Here is a 17,508-nt window from a genome sequence, read left to right as displayed (position 1 = left end):
AACAAAAATAGTGAAACCCTGACAATTATCATATTTTTGTAGCCTCCTATTTTAAACCTTTGATGTTATTAAAAATATGGTTAAAAATTCTGAATATAAATCTTGCTACCATTGTGGTAATATCTGTGACACTGTAGAGATAGACTACGATAACAAAGTATTTTGTTGTCACGGATGTAAAACCGTATATGAAATATTTTCAGAAAGTAATTTAACTGCATACTACGACATAGAGAAATCTCCTGGTGCTAGACCAAAAGTTAACGAAGGTAAATTTGATTTTTTAAAGGACCAACAAATTTTAGATAAGTTACTAGAATTTAATAATGATAGCATACAAATAGCAACATTATATATTCCACATATTCACTGTAGCTCTTGTATTTGGATTTTAGAAAACTTACATAAACTAAACCCAAAAATTACCAGTTCTCAGGTAAATTTTAATAAAAAGACCGTACGTATAACCTACCAATCTCAAACCTGTACACTTAAAGAAATTGTTATATTATTAAGCAATATAGGTTACGAGCCCTATATTAGTTTAGATGATTATAGTGATAGTAAAAAGCAAATAAATCGCTCTATTATTTATAAACTAGGTATCGCTGGTTTTGCGTTTGGCAACGTAATGTTTTTGTCTTTTCCAGAATATTTTGAAGTTAACGAGTATTGGCTAGACCATTACAAGCCACTTTTTAGATGGCTCATGTTTGCATTTTCACTTCCTGTAGTGTTTTATGCCGCTCAAGATTATTTTATCTCGGCTTTTAAAGGATTACGTGCAAAAATTTTAAACATAGATGTCCCAATTACTATAGGAATACTTGTACTTTTTATACGCAGTACTATTGAAATTACTTTTGATATTGGTCAAGGGTTCTTTGATAGTTTAACAGGTTTGGTCTTCTTCTTGCTATTAGGAAAGTTTTTTCAGCAAAAAACCTATTCATTTTTATCCTTTGAGCGCGATTATAAATCGTACTTTCCCATTGCAGTTACAAAAATTGTTTCGGAGACCGAGGAAATTCCTATTCAAATTTACGATATAAAAAAAGGTGATCGTTTATTGATAAGAAATGAGGAATTAATTCCTGTAGATGGTATTTTAATTAAAGGTCACGCCTCTATCGATTATAGTTTTGTGACTGGCGAATCTGAAGCTATAGATAAAATCTCTGGAGACAAAATTTTTGCTGGTGGTAAACAAACTTCTGGCAGTATAGAAATGGAAGCCTTAAAAGCGGTTAAACAAAGTTATCTTACTCAGCTTTGGAGCCACGATATTTTTAATAAAAACAAAGAAGAAGCTTTTGTTAATTTAACTAATAATATTAGTAAGCATTTTACCATTTCTATATTAACTATAGCCTTGGTAGCAACAACATTTTGGTTATTTTACGATGCTAATAAGGCAATGAATGTGTTTACTGCTGTTTTAATTATAGCCTGCCCATGTGCCCTAGCTTTAGCTGCACCTTTTACATTTGGAAACATGCTTCGTATTTTTGGTAAGCATAAACTCTATTTAAAAAACGCAAGTGTAATAGAACAACTAGCAGCTATAAACACTATTATATTTGATAAAACAGGAACCATTACATCCAATAAAAAAAGTACTGCAACTTATCACGGTGAGCCTTTAACTGATGGTGAAGAGCGTTTGTTAAAAAACACATTAAGAGGTTCAAATCACCCATTAAGCCGGACATTATACGACATTTTAAAAGCTAATGATATCGTGACCTTAGATGCTTTTGAAGAACATATCGGACACGGTGTTCAAGCCACATTACACGATATGAATATTAAAGTAGGTTCTGCTGGTTTTGTTGGAAAATTTGAATCTGAAAAATCCTTACAAACAAGTGTACACATAAGTAGTAATAACACCTATAAAGGAAAATATACATTTTATAATAGCTATAGAACAGGACTATCTAAATTATTTAATCAATTAAAAAAACATTACGATCTAGCGATTTTATCTGGCGATAATGAAGGTGAATTAAATAATTTAAAAAAAATACTTCCTACTAAAACAAAGCTTCTATTTAACCAAAAGCCTGAAGACAAGTTAGAATATATAAAATACCATCAAACCGAAGGCGCCAAAGTATTAATGCTTGGCGATGGCCTAAATGATTCTGGGGCTTTAGCACAAAGTGAAGTAGGAATAGCATTATCTGAAAACATCAATATTTTCTCTCCTGCTTGCGATGGCATTATGGATGCGACAGTATTTCATAAATTAGAACAATTCTTAATAGCTTCTAAAAAAGCAATTCAAATAATTAAATGGAGTTTTTTATTATCTTTAATATACAATTTAATTGGGCTCTATTTTGCTGTAACTGGGCAACTTGCACCCGTTGTAGCAGCTATATTAATGCCTTTAAGCTCCATTAGCATTGTAGTTTTTACTACAGTAGCTACAAACTGGATAAGCAGGAAGTTAGTATAGCTTCTTAAAACATGACAAAAGTCATATTTTAAAAAACATAACCCTTATACTTTTACCGATTAATTAAGCATTAATGAGTGTAATTTATATATTATTAGGAGTTAGCGTTATTGTTGCATTAATCTTTTTTGTTGCTTTTATTATTGCAGTAAAAAACGGTCAATACGACGATAGTTACACACCCTCTGTCCGCATGCTATTTGAAGACGAATTAATAAAAGATAAAACCGATAAAACCATACTAACCAAAAAAGAATAATCCACTCTCACTATGGAAATACAACAATTTTACTACGATAATAAAATCGTTAAAAAATTCATTTACGCTACAATATTTTGGGGTGTAATTGGAATGGCTGTAGGACTACTACTCGCCTTCTTCTTTCTTTTTCCTAATCTAACCGATGGCATTTCATGGTTAAGTTTTGGACGTTTAAGACCTTTACACACCAATGCTGTTATTTTTGCTTTTGTTGGAAACGCCATTTTTGCAGGAGTGTATTATTCGTCACAACGTTTACTTAAAGCAAGAATGGCAAGTGATACATTAAGTGCTATAAATTTTTGGGGGTGGCAACTTATTATTGTTGCGGCAGCAATCACTTTACCTTTAGGATTTACTTCATCTAAAGAATACGCAGAGTTAGAATGGCCTATAGATATTGCTATTGCATTAGTATGGGTTGTATTTGGATGGAACTTAATTGCAACCATATTAAAACGTAGACAACGCCACTTATATGTAGCGATATGGTTTTACATTGCTACCTTTGTTACTGTAGCTGTTTTACACATATTTAATAGTTTAGAATTACCTGTAAATATGTTAAAAAGTTACTCTGTATATGCGGGTGTTCAAGATGCCTTAGTACAATGGTGGTACGGTCACAATGCCGTAGCATTCTTTTTAACTACACCATTCTTAGGGTTAATGTATTACTTTGTCCCTAAAGCGGCTAACAGACCAGTATATTCATATAAATTATCAATAGTACACTTTTGGTCATTAATTTTTATTTACATCTGGGCTGGACCTCACCACTTATTATATACCGCTTTACCAGAATGGGCACAAAACTTAGGAGTAGCCTTCTCTGTAATGTTATTAATGCCATCTTGGGGAGGTATGATAAACGGATTATTAACCTTACGTGGTGCTTGGGATAAAGTAAGAACAGATCCTGTTTTAAAATTTATGGTAGTAGCTATAACAGGCTATGGTATGGCTACGTTTGAAGGTCCAATGTTATCTCTTAAAAGTGTAAATGCCATAGGACACTTTACCGATTGGATTATTGCACACGTACACGTTGGTGCTTTAGCATGGAATGGATTTTTAACGTTCGGTATGATTTATTGGTTAGTTCCGAGGTTATTTAAGACAAAATTGTACTCATTAAAACTTGCAAATGTACATTTCTGGATTGGAACTTTAGGGATCGTAATGTATGCACTTCCTTTATATGTTGCTGGATTTTTACAAGCTAGTATGTGGAAACAATTTAATCCAGACGGTACATTAGTTTACGGTAACTTCTTAGAAACTGTTACTGAAATCATTCCAATGTATGCTATGCGTGCTATTGGTGGTACTTTATATTTAGTTGGTTTATTAGTTTTAGTTTACAATATTTATGCAACAATTAAACAAGGTTCTGCAGTAACAGACGAATTGGCAGAAGCACCAGCTTTAGAGCGTGTATCTAAAAGACGACTTGCAGGTGAAGGATTTCATACATGGTTAGAGCGTAAACCTATACAATTAACCATTTTAGCAACTATAGCCATTTTAATTGGAGGTATAATTCAAATTGTACCCACTATAATGGTTAAATCTAATATTCCAACTATAAGCAGTGTAAAACCATATACACCTTTAGAATTAGAAGGTAGAGATATTTACATTCGTGAAGGTTGTGTAAGTTGTCATTCACAAATGATTAGACCCTTTAGAAGTGAAGTTGAACGCTATGGAGAGTACTCTAAAGCTGGAGAATATGTATACGATCATCCCTTCTTATGGGGAAGTAAACGTACTGGACCAGATTTACACCGCGTTGGTGGTAAATACTCAGACAACTGGCACTTAAATCATATGTACGATCCACAAAGTACGTCTAGTGGCTCTATAATGCCAGCTTATCAGTGGATCGTAAGAGACGAATTAGATAAATCTGAAACAGAAAACAAAATGGAAGTTATGGTAGCCTTAGGTGTACCATATTCTGAAGAAGATATAGCTAATGCACAACAAAGTATGCTAGAACAAGGAACAGCTATCGAAAAGAATTTATACAGTGATCCTGATTTTGCTGAAACATACGAAAACGACAAAAAAGCTGCCGCAGCAAGTGGTGCTGAATTTGTTGAAATGAAAAATCGTGAAATAGTAGCACTTATAGCTTATTTACAACGATTAGGTACAGATATTAAAGTAAGCAATGTAGAATAATAAAAACCAATTAATTATGTTAAGCTACGTAAAAAACTATATGGACAGTATCTCGGGTATAGAAATATACCCAATACTCTCATTATTAATATTTTTCAGTTTTTTTGTTATATTATTTTGGTGGGTAATTACTGCTAAAAAAGACTATATCAATACCGTAAGCAATCTGCCTTTTGAAAACGATAACCACCAAAACGAAACCACATTATGAAAAAACTCATACCATCTTACATAAGAGTACCTGTACTATTCTTTTTAATAGCGGGATTAGTTGAATATTTTGTAGACTCTGGGAACGAACCTGCATTTATAAAATATCCAATTGTATTGGTGTTTTTACTGTTAGTTTTAGTGGTTATTATTTCTATAGAAGGTATAGTAACTGCTTTAGATAATATTTTATACCAAAGTTTAGACGAAGCAGGTAAAGCTCGATACATAGCTAATAGAACTAAAACACCTAAATTCATTCAGAAAATAAAAGATTTATATATTAAATCTCTTGGACAAAAACCAATTTCTCAGGAAAGTGAAATTATTCTAGACCATAATTACGATGGTATACGCGAATTAGACAATTCACTTCCACCATGGTGGAAATATGCTTTTTATGTATCTATAGTTTTTGCTATCGTTTATATGCTTAAATACGAAGTGTTTAATGGCGATTCACAAATAGATGAATATGAAACAGAACTTGCTGATGCTAAAATTGCAATTGAAGAATATAAAAAAACAGCTAAAGATTTAGTTGATGCTAATACCGTTACATTATTAACTGATGCTTCAGATTTAAACGCAGGAAAATCAATATTTCAAACCAATTGTGTAGCCTGTCACATGGCAGATGGTGGTGGCGGAATTGGACCAAACCTGACAGACGATCATTGGATTTTAGGTGGAGGTATTAAAAATGTATTCCATACAATTAGCGAAGGTGGTCGTGACGGGAAAGGTATGATTGCTTGGAAACAAAGTTTAAAACCTGCACAGATTGCTCAAGTGGCTAGTTACGTTTTAAGTTTACAAGGTACAACACCTGCTAAACCTAAAGAAGCCGAAGGTGAAATATGGGTAGAAGAAGTTGCTGCTGAATAACACTGAATTTCACACATAATCAATCCCATTATAAAATGGAAGAAACACCAGAACAAGAAGTCTTTAGAGATTCTATTGGTACCATAACAGAAGATGGAAAACGCGCATGGGTTTACCCTAAAAAACCAAGTGGGAATTATTACGACAAACGTAAACTTGTAAGTTATGTTTTGTTAATCATATTAATTGTCTCACCGTTTATAAAAATTAACGGTAATCAATTTTTAATGTTTAATGTTTTAGAGCGTCGTTTTAATATTTTTGGGTTTCCGTTCTGGCCTCAGGATTTTAAACTATTTGTGGTTTCTCTTATTATAGGAGTTGTATTTATAACCTTATTTACCGTTGCTTTTGGACGTATTTTTTGTGGGTGGATTTGTCCGCAAACCATTTTTATGGAAATGGTGTTTAGACGTATTGAGTATTGGATTGATGGGGATCGTGGTAAACAATTACGCCTAGATCGCCAGCCTTGGAATGCAGAAAAAATTAGAAAACGCCTTTTAAAATGGTCTATTTTTGTTCTTATATCCTTCTTTATTGCTAATGTATTTCTTGCCTATTTAATTGGAGGAGACGAAGTGTTGTCCTACATAAAAGAAGGGCCAACAGAACATTTTGGCACTTTAATGCCTTTGCTCATCTTTACTGCGATATTCTATTTTGTATTTTCTTGGTTTAGAGAACAAGTTTGTATTATAGCTTGCCCTTACGGTAGATTACAAGGCGTTTTATTAGACGATAAATCTATTATAGTTGCATACGACCATAAACGCGGTGAAGGTGAAAATGGTAGAAAAAAATTCAGAAAAAACAAAGATCGTCAAGCCCTAGGTCATGGAGATTGCATAGACTGTAATCAATGTGTAAATGTCTGCCCAACCGGAATAGACATAAGAAATGGAACACAATTAGAATGTATTAATTGTACAGCGTGTATAGACGAATGCGACACGATAATGGATAGTGTTGGCCTGCCAAAAGGATTAATAAGATACGCAAGTGAAGACGAAATTGAAAAGAAAGAAAAGTTTAAATTTAACACACGTCTCAAAGCCTATACTGGTGTATTAATTATTTTATTAATCGTCTGGGGCGGTATGCTTTTCTCTAGAAACGATTTAGAAGCTACCGTATTACGATTACCCGGACAATTATACGAACATAAAGACAACAATATAATTAGTAATGTTTTTACTTATAAATTAATTAATAAAACGAATAACGATATTGAAGATGTCACGTTTAAATTAGCCGATTATCCAGGAGAATTAAAACTAGTATCTACTACAGATTCTTTTGTTGTACCTGGCCAAGGTTTAGCCGAAGGCACATTATTTATAGAAATAAAACAGTCTGATTTAAAAGGAGATAAAAACAAATTAACATTAGAAGTTTACAGTCACGATAAATTAATTGAAACGACTACAGTAAGTTTCTTAGGACCTAGAAGTTACAGATAAATATAAAGCGTAGTATTATGAAAATGAATTGGGGAACAGGAATTGTAATTGCTTTTGCATGCTTTATAGCATTCATTATGTACTTTGTTGTAACAATGGTAACCGACAACACATACCATCATGAGTTGGTTGTAGAAGATTATTACAAGAAAGAATTAACACTACAAAGCGATATTATTAAAGAAGAAAACACCTTGAAGTTAAAAGAGAATATAGCTTGGTCTCATAATGAAGATGGACTTTTACTTCAGTTTCCTAAATCTTTAGATGCGTCTAAAATTTCAGGAACCATTACACTTTACAGACCATCTAATAAATCTTTAGATTTTCAAATTCCTATCGTATTAAATAATCACAGTATATTAATACCTAAATCCAAATTAGTGCAAGGACGTTGGGATTTAACAGTAGACTGGAATTCAAACAACACCAGTTACCTCTATAAAAAATCTATAGTCTATTAAATGTTTATATCAGCCTTTATATTTGGTCTATTAGGGAGTTTTCATTGCATAGGCATGTGTGGACCTATTGCTTTTATGCTTCCTGTAGATAGAACCCACTCCATAAAAAAAATAAGTCAAATCTTCACTTATCATTTTGGCAGATTACTTGCCTATAGTATAATCGGGCTTGTATTTGGTATATTAGGAAAGGGATTATACGTTTTTGGACTTCAACAAAAATTATCTATAGTAATTGGTGTATTATTAATAGTAATAGTACTCCTACCCTATAAAACATTTAACACCTACAATTTTTCAAAACCTATTTATAAAATTATTTCAAAAGTAAAAAAAGGAATGGGTGTCGCCCTTCAAAAAAAAACAGCAGATACTTTTTTAACCATTGGGTTTCTTAACGGTTTTCTGCCGTGCGGTTTAGTGTATATGGCCGTACTGTCTTCTATCGCTACAGCTCAGCCTTTACATGGTGCTTTTTATATGTTTATATTTGGATTAGGAACCATTCCATTAATGACTTCGGCTATATATTTTGGAAATATGTTAACGGCTATAGCTAAAAAACGAATTCAAAAATTAATACCTGCATTTGTTATTATTATTGGAGTATTATTCATTTTTAGAGGATTAGGACTTGGAATTCCGTATATATCTCCTAATATAAATACAGACAATGTGCATAGCAGCATGATGGAGTGTGCACCATAAAAAAAGGGAGCCATTTTATAAGTAAAACAACTCCCTTCTTAAACTAAAAATTAACTAACAAACCTTTTAATTCTATCTTATAACCAACCAAAATTATAATAGAATGTGTTTTTATAAAAAAAACTAAATATTTATTTATTACTGTAAAAGTAAGCCCTTACTAGGTACCACACAAACTTGCTTTTAAACTTTACACTTTATTTAACACCAGCTGTTAAAGCTTTCTAAATAAAACGTGTTATGGTCTATATTTTATTAAAATAATTAACACTACCCACTCATAAAACTTAAGCGTATTTAACTGCTCTAATTTGTATTTTACATTACCTTTGGTACAGATTTGAATTTGAATAAATATTCAGTAATTTAGATTTTCGAAATAATTATAAAAAATATCCACCATGAAAAGAGTAACAATGCTTTTAGCTGTATGTGCTTTAGCTTTAACTACCAGTTGTAAATCAGACAAAAAAGAAACTCCTATAACAGAAACACCTGTAGAAAAAACAGAACAATTTGTAATTAAGCCTGAAGGGACTACAGTTAACTGGACAGCGTACAAAACCACGGCTAAAACCCCTGTTTCTGGAGTATTTACAACTTTAGATTTTGAACCTCATGCTGGTTCTTCTGTACAAGAAGCTTTAAATAACGTTACTTTTTCAATTCCTATTAGCACTATATATTCTAAAGATTCTATACGTGATGGTAAATTACAAAAGTTCTTTTTTAATGTTATGGCAGATACCGAATTTTTAAAAGGAACCTTAAAAACAACTTCAGACACTGAAGCTGTAGCAACAATTACCATGAATGGAGAAACTCACGATCTTCCTTTAACTTATGCTGTTACAGATAACAGACGTGTATCTTTATCTGGTGTTATGCAGTTAAAAGATTGGAACGCTTTAGATGCTCTGGCTACATTACACAAAGCTTGTGAAGTGTTACATACAGGAGCAGATGGCGTAAGTAAAACTTGGGAAGAGGTAGCCATCACAATAGATACATATTTAAGAGAACAATAATTGTTTTTACATATAAAAAATATTAAAAGCTGCACTATGCAGCTTTTTTTATGTGGATTAATTTAACTATTTTCATGGCTTACAAAAACTATATGCAGTTAGACCCGCTTATTGAAAAGTTTCAAAATAAAGATGAGAAAGCTTTTGAAACATTATATAATATGTATGCCAAAAATATTCATGGTGTTATTTACAATATTGTTAGAGATCATCATATTGCCGAAGAAATTATGCAAGATGTTTTCATTAAAGCATGGCATAAAGCAGATACCTATTCTGCTGAAAAAGGACGCTTTTTTACCTGGATTCTAAATATTGCTCGTAATGCTGCAATAGATAAAACAAGGTCTAAAACATTTAAGAACACCAAACAAAACCTTGATGCTCAATTTTTCGTAGATATTTTAGAACATGGCGATAATTTAAATAATGAGACGGATGCTATAGGAATAAGTAAATTTGTAAACAAATTAGCAGACAAGTGTATTAAAGTTATAGAACTACTTTACTTTAAAGGGTACACTCAAAAAGAAGCTTCTGAAACACTTAAGATGCCTATAGGCACAATAAAAACAAGAAACAGAAATTGTATTAACGAATTACGCGCTATAGTACTTAACTAAATGGATATAAATAATTACATAAATTCCGGTATTTTAGAACTGTATGTTGCAGGAGCACTTTCTGATGAAGAAAATAAAGAAGTGTACGAAGTTATGCTTAAACATCCTGAAGTTTTAAATGAAGTGTTACAAATAGAGGCTGCCATATTAAAGCTTACAGAAGCTACAGTGCCTAAAAATACAGTGTTAGATTTTAAACCTATTGCGGATCGCATACATACAACAAACACCGAAAATAAGGTTGTTAAAATGAAAGCAGAACGCCTTAGAACCAGTTGGCTTTCTATTACTGGTTGGGCTGCAGCAATTATATTAGGAATTGGATTATTTTGGGCAATCCAACAAAACAACCAATTACAATCTGAAATTAATCTTACAAAAACAGATAATAATTTCTTAGAACAACAAGTACAAATAGCTAATTCTGATTTAAAAGAAACTAAAAAAATACTATCTATATTAAGAGATAAAGATCTTTTATCTATACCTCTTGGTGGGCAAGCTGTATATCCAGAAGCTTATGCAAAAGTATATTGGGATAAATCTGAAAATAATATTTATTTAGATGTCCAAGGCTTACCAGAACCACCTGAAGGTAAAGTTTATCAGGTTTGGTCGTTAACCTTAGACCCATTAACACCTACTAGCTTAGGAACTTTAGATAATTTCAGCTCAGACGACAATAAGATTTTTGCAATAAAAAACACTAATGCATCTGAAGCCTTTGGTATAACACTAGAGCCTGCAGGCGGAAGTGAATCCCCTACTCTAGAACAACTATATACATTAGGAACAGTGGCATCGGTATCTTAAAGTTAAGAAACACATTTGAGTACCCTATAAACTGCTAAGAACACAATAAATTCTTAGCAGTTTATATTAAAAAAATCAATTGACTTTAAGTTGCACAATAACTTAACCTCTTTAAAAAAATACTTCCTTAGTCCACCTGAAAACAAAAAAAATATAACATGTGTAGGTGTACTTTATTTTTGTTTTTAACCATCTATTAAATAATGTTCTTGTTGTTTCATAACCATTAAACTTTTTTTTCTCAGTTGATTACAATAAGTTAACTATTAATCCTCCTTGAATAATTAACAGCAGATATATTACAAAAAGTATATCTATATTCATTTTAAAATATTAATGGGGTTTACTATATTAACTGCTTCAGGGAATAAACAAATTGAGGTATTGATAAGCGTTAACTTAATTAAAAAATAGCTCTTAAAATACTTCACAAGAAACATTGAACTCTAAACAGTATAAAATATAATTTTAATTACATTTTACCTAGTAACCCTAGCCAATTGTACACTAAATGATGAAAAAAATAAATCAAGAAAAAACATCTTATATACTTATTTTTTTATGTAGTCTATTATTGCTATTAATTAAGACTACAGGATATGTATCTGAAAACAAAATGCTTGAATTGATAATAATAATTCCTTCTTTTATTTTTATGCTGATGTTATTTACGGGATTCTATTATAAGAAAAACAAAAAAACAATCAGTTTTAAAATAACAATAATCCTAGGTGTTATTTCACTCTTACTTTTTATTGGTTTCTTGTATCTAAATGCTTTAGCTAAAGCCTTTCAACATTAAAAACGGTATGAATAATTTTAATAAATTCTTAATTACCTTAACTCTTATATTAGCAGTTACATATGGTTATGTTATAGTAACTAATAAACCTTGGAGCAAATATTATTATCAAGCCTTTGCTTTTTACCCAAACGATTTTCCTATAGAAATATCGCAATGCAAGTTTACTTCCAACTCAGAAAAACAAGTAGATTATGACTATTATTCTGAAATAAACGTTTCAGATTATGTTGCATGGTCCAGTGGTGGATACTCTTCTCAAACCAATAAAAAACGATTTTTACCAGACAATATTTATCTAGAATATATCGATTTACAGACTAAAGCATATTATAGAGATACTATACCATTACCTAAATCTAAGATGGAAGACATTTTTAAAAAAGCCAAACAAAAATATATGCTTCAAAATCTGGATACATATTATACACGTATGGGACTCACTTTACACATAGGTATTGCTAACGATGGTAATATTTTAGTCTGGATAGGCAACACAGACAAACCTAAAACATTTCAAATAGAGGTTTTAAGAACCAAAATATTACCTAAAAAATTTCCAAAGCAATGGAATAATAAAACAGAAGTTTTAATGGAGCAAGTTTTAAAAAATGTGTCTGAAGAAAAATTAAAAGCACTTGAAAAAGGAATAGACTCTACTGCTAATTATAAGGATAGTATACCCCGTGGATTTAAAAATTTAATTACAAATTTATAAGACACCTATTATTTTGTCACGCTTTAAAAAGCTCCTAAAAATACATAAAGTAAAAAGCGCTTGCTATAGACATAACAAGCGCTTCAACTCAATAAAAATCACCAACAAAAAAATCAAAATTTTAAATATTTTTAATGCGTTGTGCAGTAACTGGTCCTAATTCGTAAGTTGCAGTTAACAACTCTTTTTTCAAGGATTTAGCTTCTTTTATTTTTCCATTCCCTTTATAAATTTGAGCGATATGAAATAATATTGAAGGCTCAGAACTCTTATCCTTTACATGTGTTTCAACAATATCTAATGCCCTTTTATATTCCCCTTTTTTGTAATAACTCCACGCTAGCAAATCGTAAGAGTGTGGTGTTGGTCTATTTTCTACTTCTTTCTGAGCTAATTGTAATGCCGAATCAAATATTAAAAGATCGTCTGTATATACAATGGTATTATAAGCATTATACATATCGCCGTATTTTTCATTTTTTACAGCTTCTAGATACGCATTTAAATAATTTGCTTTAGAAGCTTCATCTTGCATATATTCTGCTATTTCTGCCTTTAACAATTCGTAATCTGGCGTATTATGGTATGCCGTAATCGTTTTTAAAATTCGCATGGCCTCTTCGGGTTTTTTATCATTAGAATACACAATCCAAGCAATTCCTTTTTTAGAATATGCATCAGACGGATCTAACTCTAAGGCTTTGAGATAATATGCGTACGATTTTTCAATCTGACCATCATGACCATAAAAATCGGCTATATTAGTATACACCCATTGTTTTTTATATGTAGTATTAGACATTTCTGCCATGGCTAAAGCTTTTTCCATATATTGAATAGCGCCTTTTAAATCGCCTGAATGATCTTGCCATTTTGCCAATCGGATTACATAATCGAAATCACTAAAATCCTGAATTTTTAATAAATATGATTTAGCCTGGACTAGATTTCCTAATTCTAAATGCACATCAAAAAGCATATTTTGTGTTCCTTTTAAATGCTCACCAATAACTTCTGCTTTTTTTAGTAAACCAAGAGCTTCTTTAAAGCGGTGTTGAGTAATGTAATTTCTAGATAAAGCTCTTAATATTCCAGAGTTTTGGTAATGTGTTCGTGTATTTGCTTCTACCAAATCGGTTTCTGCTTCAATCAAATAATTAATATCACCAGTAATTTTAAACATAGCGGATAAAGCTGCTGCTTTTTTTAACAGATACGGATATTGATCTGGGTTTTCGTTTAACTTTCCGCTCCAAAAAGCATAATCTGCTTCTACAGACTTTAGTGATTTATTAACTTCGGCTTCTAAATATACTGTGTAGTCGTTACTATTAGCAATAGATTTTGTTTGTTTGGTGTCACAGCTTATACACAGTAAAGTAACTATTAAGATGGTAAAATGTAGTGTAATTTTCATAGGGATTTGTGTTATGATGAGTAAAAACACTAGGGCAAATAGCGTATTACCCTAGTGATTAATTTAAATTACCAAGCAGAAGCGAGGTAAGGAAATGAGCTTAAAAATGCTTTATCGTTGGCATTTACATTATCATCAGATAATCCTGGATTTTCAGTAAAATCTTCACCTCCAAAAATTAACAATAACTCAACTGTAATCACATCATCTGCCAATGCTCTACCAGTTAACACATTAGTACCATCATAAAATGTAGTTGTACCATCTAAAGACACGGTTAAAACATCTGTTGCTAATACACTTGTAAATGTAGCGGCATCTAATCCTAAAGCATTTGTGTCACCTTCCATAGCGTAAGCTGGACTTAAACCTTCTAAATTGGTTTGAAACATACTTTGGTATGCTGCACCTTGTTCTGAAGGAATAGTTACGTTAAAGTCATCTTTAGATGCCGATGACACAAACACTGTATTTATTGCTGGTCTACCCATTTGATCTGCTTGCATGTACGTTCCTGAAAAATCAGGTTCTACAGGATCAATTATCATATTATTATCGTCGTTACTAGAACAATTAAAGGCTAATAAGGACACGCCCATTGCTAATAGAGTATATTTTAAAGTTTTCATATATGTATAAATTTTTAATGTATTAATTATTGTTTTGTTTTAGATTCTACCCAAGTATTTATTGTACCAGAACCTCCAATCATGCTTTTTGGAACTTCTACCACCACAGACATTACATTGGTTCCTGCAAACGTATCGTTTCCTACTTCATTAAAACTTGAAGCGTTTCCTGCTATAATTTCTGTAAATTGTGCAAAATCCATAAAAAACGGATCGTCTCTTGGTCCTGCAAAAAATTTCATGTCGTTACTGTTTTCAATAATTGCAGTACCACCATAAGAAGAAATATCTACCATAGCAGTTGTTGCCGTAGTTTCAATAGCACTACTTAAACCTGTAGTTGTTGGTTTTACTGGTCCGAAAAAATACATTTTTCCATCGCGTGGAATAGCCTGAATTACCCAGTCTTCAATTTTATCATCGTTAGTATCAATGTTAAATTCAATTAAAGTACTTTCATCAAACATTGCTTCGCTAGTTGCAGATGGACTAAGTAAGCCTTGTACATTTGCAACAAACACTAGATTATCTGTGTCTTCAGCTTGAAACGCATAAAAGTCTGTAATATCACTTGTCCCACCTGCTACTGCTGGCGCATCAATATGATCGGCTGCTACCATAAAGAATCCTGCTACTGACAACGCTCCGATTCCTAAAATAATTTTCATTTTTTTCATAATAATTGAGATTTTAGTTAATGATTTATTTCACTCTCACATATACCTACGATAAAAAGAAAAGACCGGTTTTGTTAAAATTATGTTAACGTATAAAAAATTGAAATTATGGGCTTTAAAAACTACATTTGTAAGACTAAGACTAAAATGCAATGAACCCATCGGCTAACGGCTGGATAAAAAAACTCATAAAAGAACTATCCGCTCACACTTTACAAGACAACCCTACAGACTATGAATTTTATAAAGCATTTAGAAATTCTGGTTTTATTTACGGGTATAATATTAAAGTAGTAAACGATTATATTATTAACCCGGATCTTACTGAAGAAGAACTGTGTAAAGTAAATTTATGTATTGCGTTTATTAACACACATAAAACAAGCACTTCTAATATGGATTTATTTGAAAGTATCATTGCTTTCTATACTGCCATTAATGAAAATAAAACGTCTTTTTTAGACGATTTGTTGGGAAGAGATTCTGCTGAAGCTTTAGTTGAAAAAATCATGCACAAACGCATTCAGATTAATAAAAACATAATCACAAAAAACTTTAACCACTACATTACCAATGTATTATTATATATAGACATTATTGCTTACGATCATTTTTTAGAGCATAAATCTATTACTAAATCGTATTTAGAAACTTTGGAATCTACAATTATCACTATTGTTATTGAAGCGTTAAGTTTAAAATCTGAAAAAAATGATTACGATAAAAGTTTAATTGAATTATTTCAATCGTCTTTACGTTACGAGCAAGTTGGCCAATTAACCTACCCAGAAGCAATAGCATATGCCAAAGAGTTAAATCATCATTTATACTATTTAGATATCGCTTGTATGGCCGCTTGGAGTGATGCTTGGATTGAACCCGCAGAAGCTGCTTTTCTAGAAAACTTAAGTCTTGCACTAGACATTAACACTACAGAACGTAATGAATCTTTAAATGCAATTAACTTATTTTTTAATGCCAACCGCGATAATATTCCGTTATTAAGTGCTAAAAATGTAGTTAAGAGTTTTTACAACAGGTCGTCGCAAATAGTAAGTAAACTTATTACAAGAAATAGCCACAGATTATTAAGAGAATTACGAGATAGTAAAGAACTCATGATTTTACTGTCTAAATCGACTGTTAGAGATTTAACACCTCATGAACGCAAAAAAGTAAACGAACAGCTTTTAGATATTTTTAAATCGATACCGAGTTTAGCCATATTTTTACTTCCTGGAGGTGCTATTTTATTACCCATTGTAATTAAATTTATACCTAAACTGTTACCATCTGCCTTTGATGATAACCGTATTGTAGATGAAGACGAAGATTAAAGAAGCTTTAAAAAGATTACTCTAACCAATCTTTAAATGTTTTAACACGCTCTCTAGCTACAATTACCTGCTCGTCTTTATAAGAATTTAGCTTTATTTCTAACCTAGAGTTTGTATAGTTTACCATGTCTTGAATGGCATTTATATTGACAATAAATTTCCTATTTATTCTAAAAAAAACATGGGGCTCTAAATCTTGCTCTAATTGATCTAATGTTGAGTTTAATAAATAATTACGTCCGGATGTGGTATGTAAATAGGTACCTTTATTTTCGCTATAAAAACATTCAACCTCATCGCTATTTATTAGTTTAAGATGCTGCCCCACTTGAACCGAAAATCGTTTTTTATAAGTACGGTCTAACGGATTTACCAAGAGGTTTTTAATATCGTTAAAATCTAAAATCACTTGCTCTTGTTTAGATACTCTCGATTTATATTTCTCTACAGCGTATTCTAAATCGTCTTCGTCTATGGGTTTTAAAAGATAATCTATACTGTTTAGTTTAAAGGCTTTAAGCGCATACTCATCGTAAGCCGTTGTAAATATTATAGCAGAGTTAATTTGAACACTTTCGAAAATCTCGAAAGAGAGTCCGTCGCTTAACTGAATGTCTAAAAAAATAAGCTCTGGATGTTCGTTATTTTGAAACCAGGTTATAGATTCTTCTACAGAATGTAACATGACCTCGACTTGTAATTGCAACTGAGATAACATACGCTGTAAGCGTCTTGCTGATGGTTTTTCGTCTTCTATAATAATAACTTTCATGGTGCTTTAAATATCTAATATATACTATAATGTTGTTAGGAAC

The 17,508-nt window shown here is 31.7% G+C and carries 17 protein-coding genes; 13 read left to right on the top strand and 4 right to left on the bottom strand.

Features of this window, described 5'->3' with window-relative positions:
• Positions 1-76: 76 nt before the first annotated feature.
• The 12 genes from FNB79_RS10445 (at position 77) to FNB79_RS10390 (ending at position 12,633) form a co-directional block, all read left to right on the top strand.
• A complete protein-coding gene (locus tag FNB79_RS10445; RefSeq protein WP_143381246.1) occupies positions 77-2,464 on the top strand; it encodes a heavy metal translocating P-type ATPase in 2,388 nt (795 codons plus the stop codon).
• A 73-nt stretch (positions 2,465-2,537) separates the two neighbouring features.
• Complete coding sequence (gene ccoS / locus FNB79_RS10440; protein ID WP_143381245.1) at positions 2,538-2,723, top strand: cbb3-type cytochrome oxidase assembly protein CcoS; 186 nt, start codon at positions 2,538-2,540, stop codon at positions 2,721-2,723.
• Positions 2,724-2,735: 12 nt separating this feature from the next.
• Entirely contained in the window at positions 2,736-4,916 is a 2,181-nt protein-coding gene (ccoN, locus tag FNB79_RS10435; RefSeq protein WP_143381244.1) for a cytochrome-c oxidase, cbb3-type subunit I, read from the top strand.
• A 16-nt stretch (positions 4,917-4,932) separates the two neighbouring features.
• The gene (locus tag FNB79_RS17370; protein ID WP_143381243.1) at positions 4,933-5,127 is read left to right on the top strand and encodes a CcoQ/FixQ family Cbb3-type cytochrome c oxidase assembly chaperone; all 195 of its coding nucleotides are present in this window, start codon (positions 4,933-4,935) and stop codon (positions 5,125-5,127) included.
• Positions 5,124-6,014: a cbb3-type cytochrome c oxidase N-terminal domain-containing protein gene (locus tag FNB79_RS10425; RefSeq protein WP_143381242.1), complete on the top strand. Its 891-nt coding sequence runs from the start codon at positions 5,124-5,126 to the stop codon at positions 6,012-6,014. Before FNB79_RS17370 ends, FNB79_RS10425 begins: the two co-directional genes overlap by 4 nt.
• A gap of 35 nt (positions 6,015-6,049) precedes the next feature.
• Positions 6,050-7,477 carry a cytochrome c oxidase accessory protein CcoG gene (gene ccoG, locus FNB79_RS10420; RefSeq protein ID WP_143381241.1) on the top strand — a complete coding sequence of 476 codons (1,428 nt, stop codon included), beginning with the start codon at positions 6,050-6,052 and terminating at the stop codon, positions 7,475-7,477.
• Between the two features lie 17 nt (positions 7,478-7,494).
• Positions 7,495-7,941: a FixH family protein gene (locus FNB79_RS10415; RefSeq protein ID WP_143381240.1), complete on the top strand. Its 447-nt coding sequence runs from the start codon at positions 7,495-7,497 to the stop codon at positions 7,939-7,941.
• Entirely contained in the window at positions 7,942-8,649 is a 708-nt protein-coding gene (locus FNB79_RS10410; protein ID WP_143381239.1) for a sulfite exporter TauE/SafE family protein, read from the top strand.
• Between the two features lie 401 nt (positions 8,650-9,050).
• Positions 9,051-9,677 carry a YceI family protein gene (locus FNB79_RS10405; protein WP_143381238.1) on the top strand — a complete coding sequence of 209 codons (627 nt, stop codon included), beginning with the start codon at positions 9,051-9,053 and terminating at the stop codon, positions 9,675-9,677.
• 92 nt (positions 9,678-9,769) lie between these two features.
• Positions 9,770-10,300 (top strand): RNA polymerase sigma factor, encoded by a 531-nt coding sequence (locus tag FNB79_RS10400; protein WP_143382615.1) that lies wholly within the window; start codon positions 9,770-9,772, stop codon positions 10,298-10,300.
• A complete protein-coding gene (locus tag FNB79_RS10395; RefSeq protein ID WP_143381237.1) occupies positions 10,301-11,113 on the top strand; it encodes an anti-sigma factor in 813 nt (270 codons plus the stop codon).
• Positions 11,114-11,922: 809 nt separating this feature from the next.
• A complete protein-coding gene (locus FNB79_RS10390; RefSeq protein WP_143381236.1) occupies positions 11,923-12,633 on the top strand; it encodes a DUF2931 family protein in 711 nt (236 codons plus the stop codon).
• 121 nt (positions 12,634-12,754) lie between these two features.
• Here the strand turns inward: FNB79_RS10390 and FNB79_RS10385 are convergent, their stop codons facing one another.
• The 3 genes from FNB79_RS10385 to FNB79_RS17445 form a co-directional block, all read right to left on the bottom strand.
• On the bottom strand, positions 12,755-14,050 hold the full coding sequence (locus FNB79_RS10385) for a tetratricopeptide repeat protein (RefSeq protein WP_143381235.1): 1,296 nt from the start codon (positions 14,048-14,050) through the stop codon (positions 12,755-12,757).
• A 68-nt stretch (positions 14,051-14,118) separates the two neighbouring features.
• Entirely contained in the window at positions 14,119-14,679 is a 561-nt protein-coding gene (locus FNB79_RS10380) for a DUF4331 family protein (RefSeq protein ID WP_143381234.1), read from the bottom strand.
• A gap of 26 nt (positions 14,680-14,705) precedes the next feature.
• Complete coding sequence (locus tag FNB79_RS17445; protein ID WP_143381233.1) at positions 14,706-15,356, bottom strand: DUF4331 family protein; 651 nt, start codon at positions 15,354-15,356, stop codon at positions 14,706-14,708.
• A gap of 152 nt (positions 15,357-15,508) precedes the next feature.
• On the opposite strand from FNB79_RS17445, the gene FNB79_RS10370 reads away from it, so the two are divergent.
• Positions 15,509-16,693, top strand: a complete 1,185-nt coding sequence (locus FNB79_RS10370; protein WP_143381232.1) for an LETM1-related biofilm-associated protein — start codon at positions 15,509-15,511, stop codon at positions 16,691-16,693.
• 16 nt (positions 16,694-16,709) lie between these two features.
• On the opposite strand, the gene FNB79_RS10365 is transcribed toward FNB79_RS10370, so the two are convergent.
• On the bottom strand, positions 16,710-17,465 hold the full coding sequence (locus FNB79_RS10365; RefSeq protein ID WP_143381231.1) for a LytR/AlgR family response regulator transcription factor: 756 nt from the start codon (positions 17,463-17,465) through the stop codon (positions 16,710-16,712).
• Between the last annotated feature and the right edge of the window lie 43 nt (positions 17,466-17,508).

Source organism: Formosa sediminum, assembly GCF_007197735.1.
Lineage (GTDB): Bacteria > Bacteroidota > Bacteroidia > Flavobacteriales > Flavobacteriaceae > Formosa > Formosa sediminum.
Note: the sequence above shows the minus strand (reverse complement) of the source record. Positions and strands in the feature narration are given on the sequence as shown.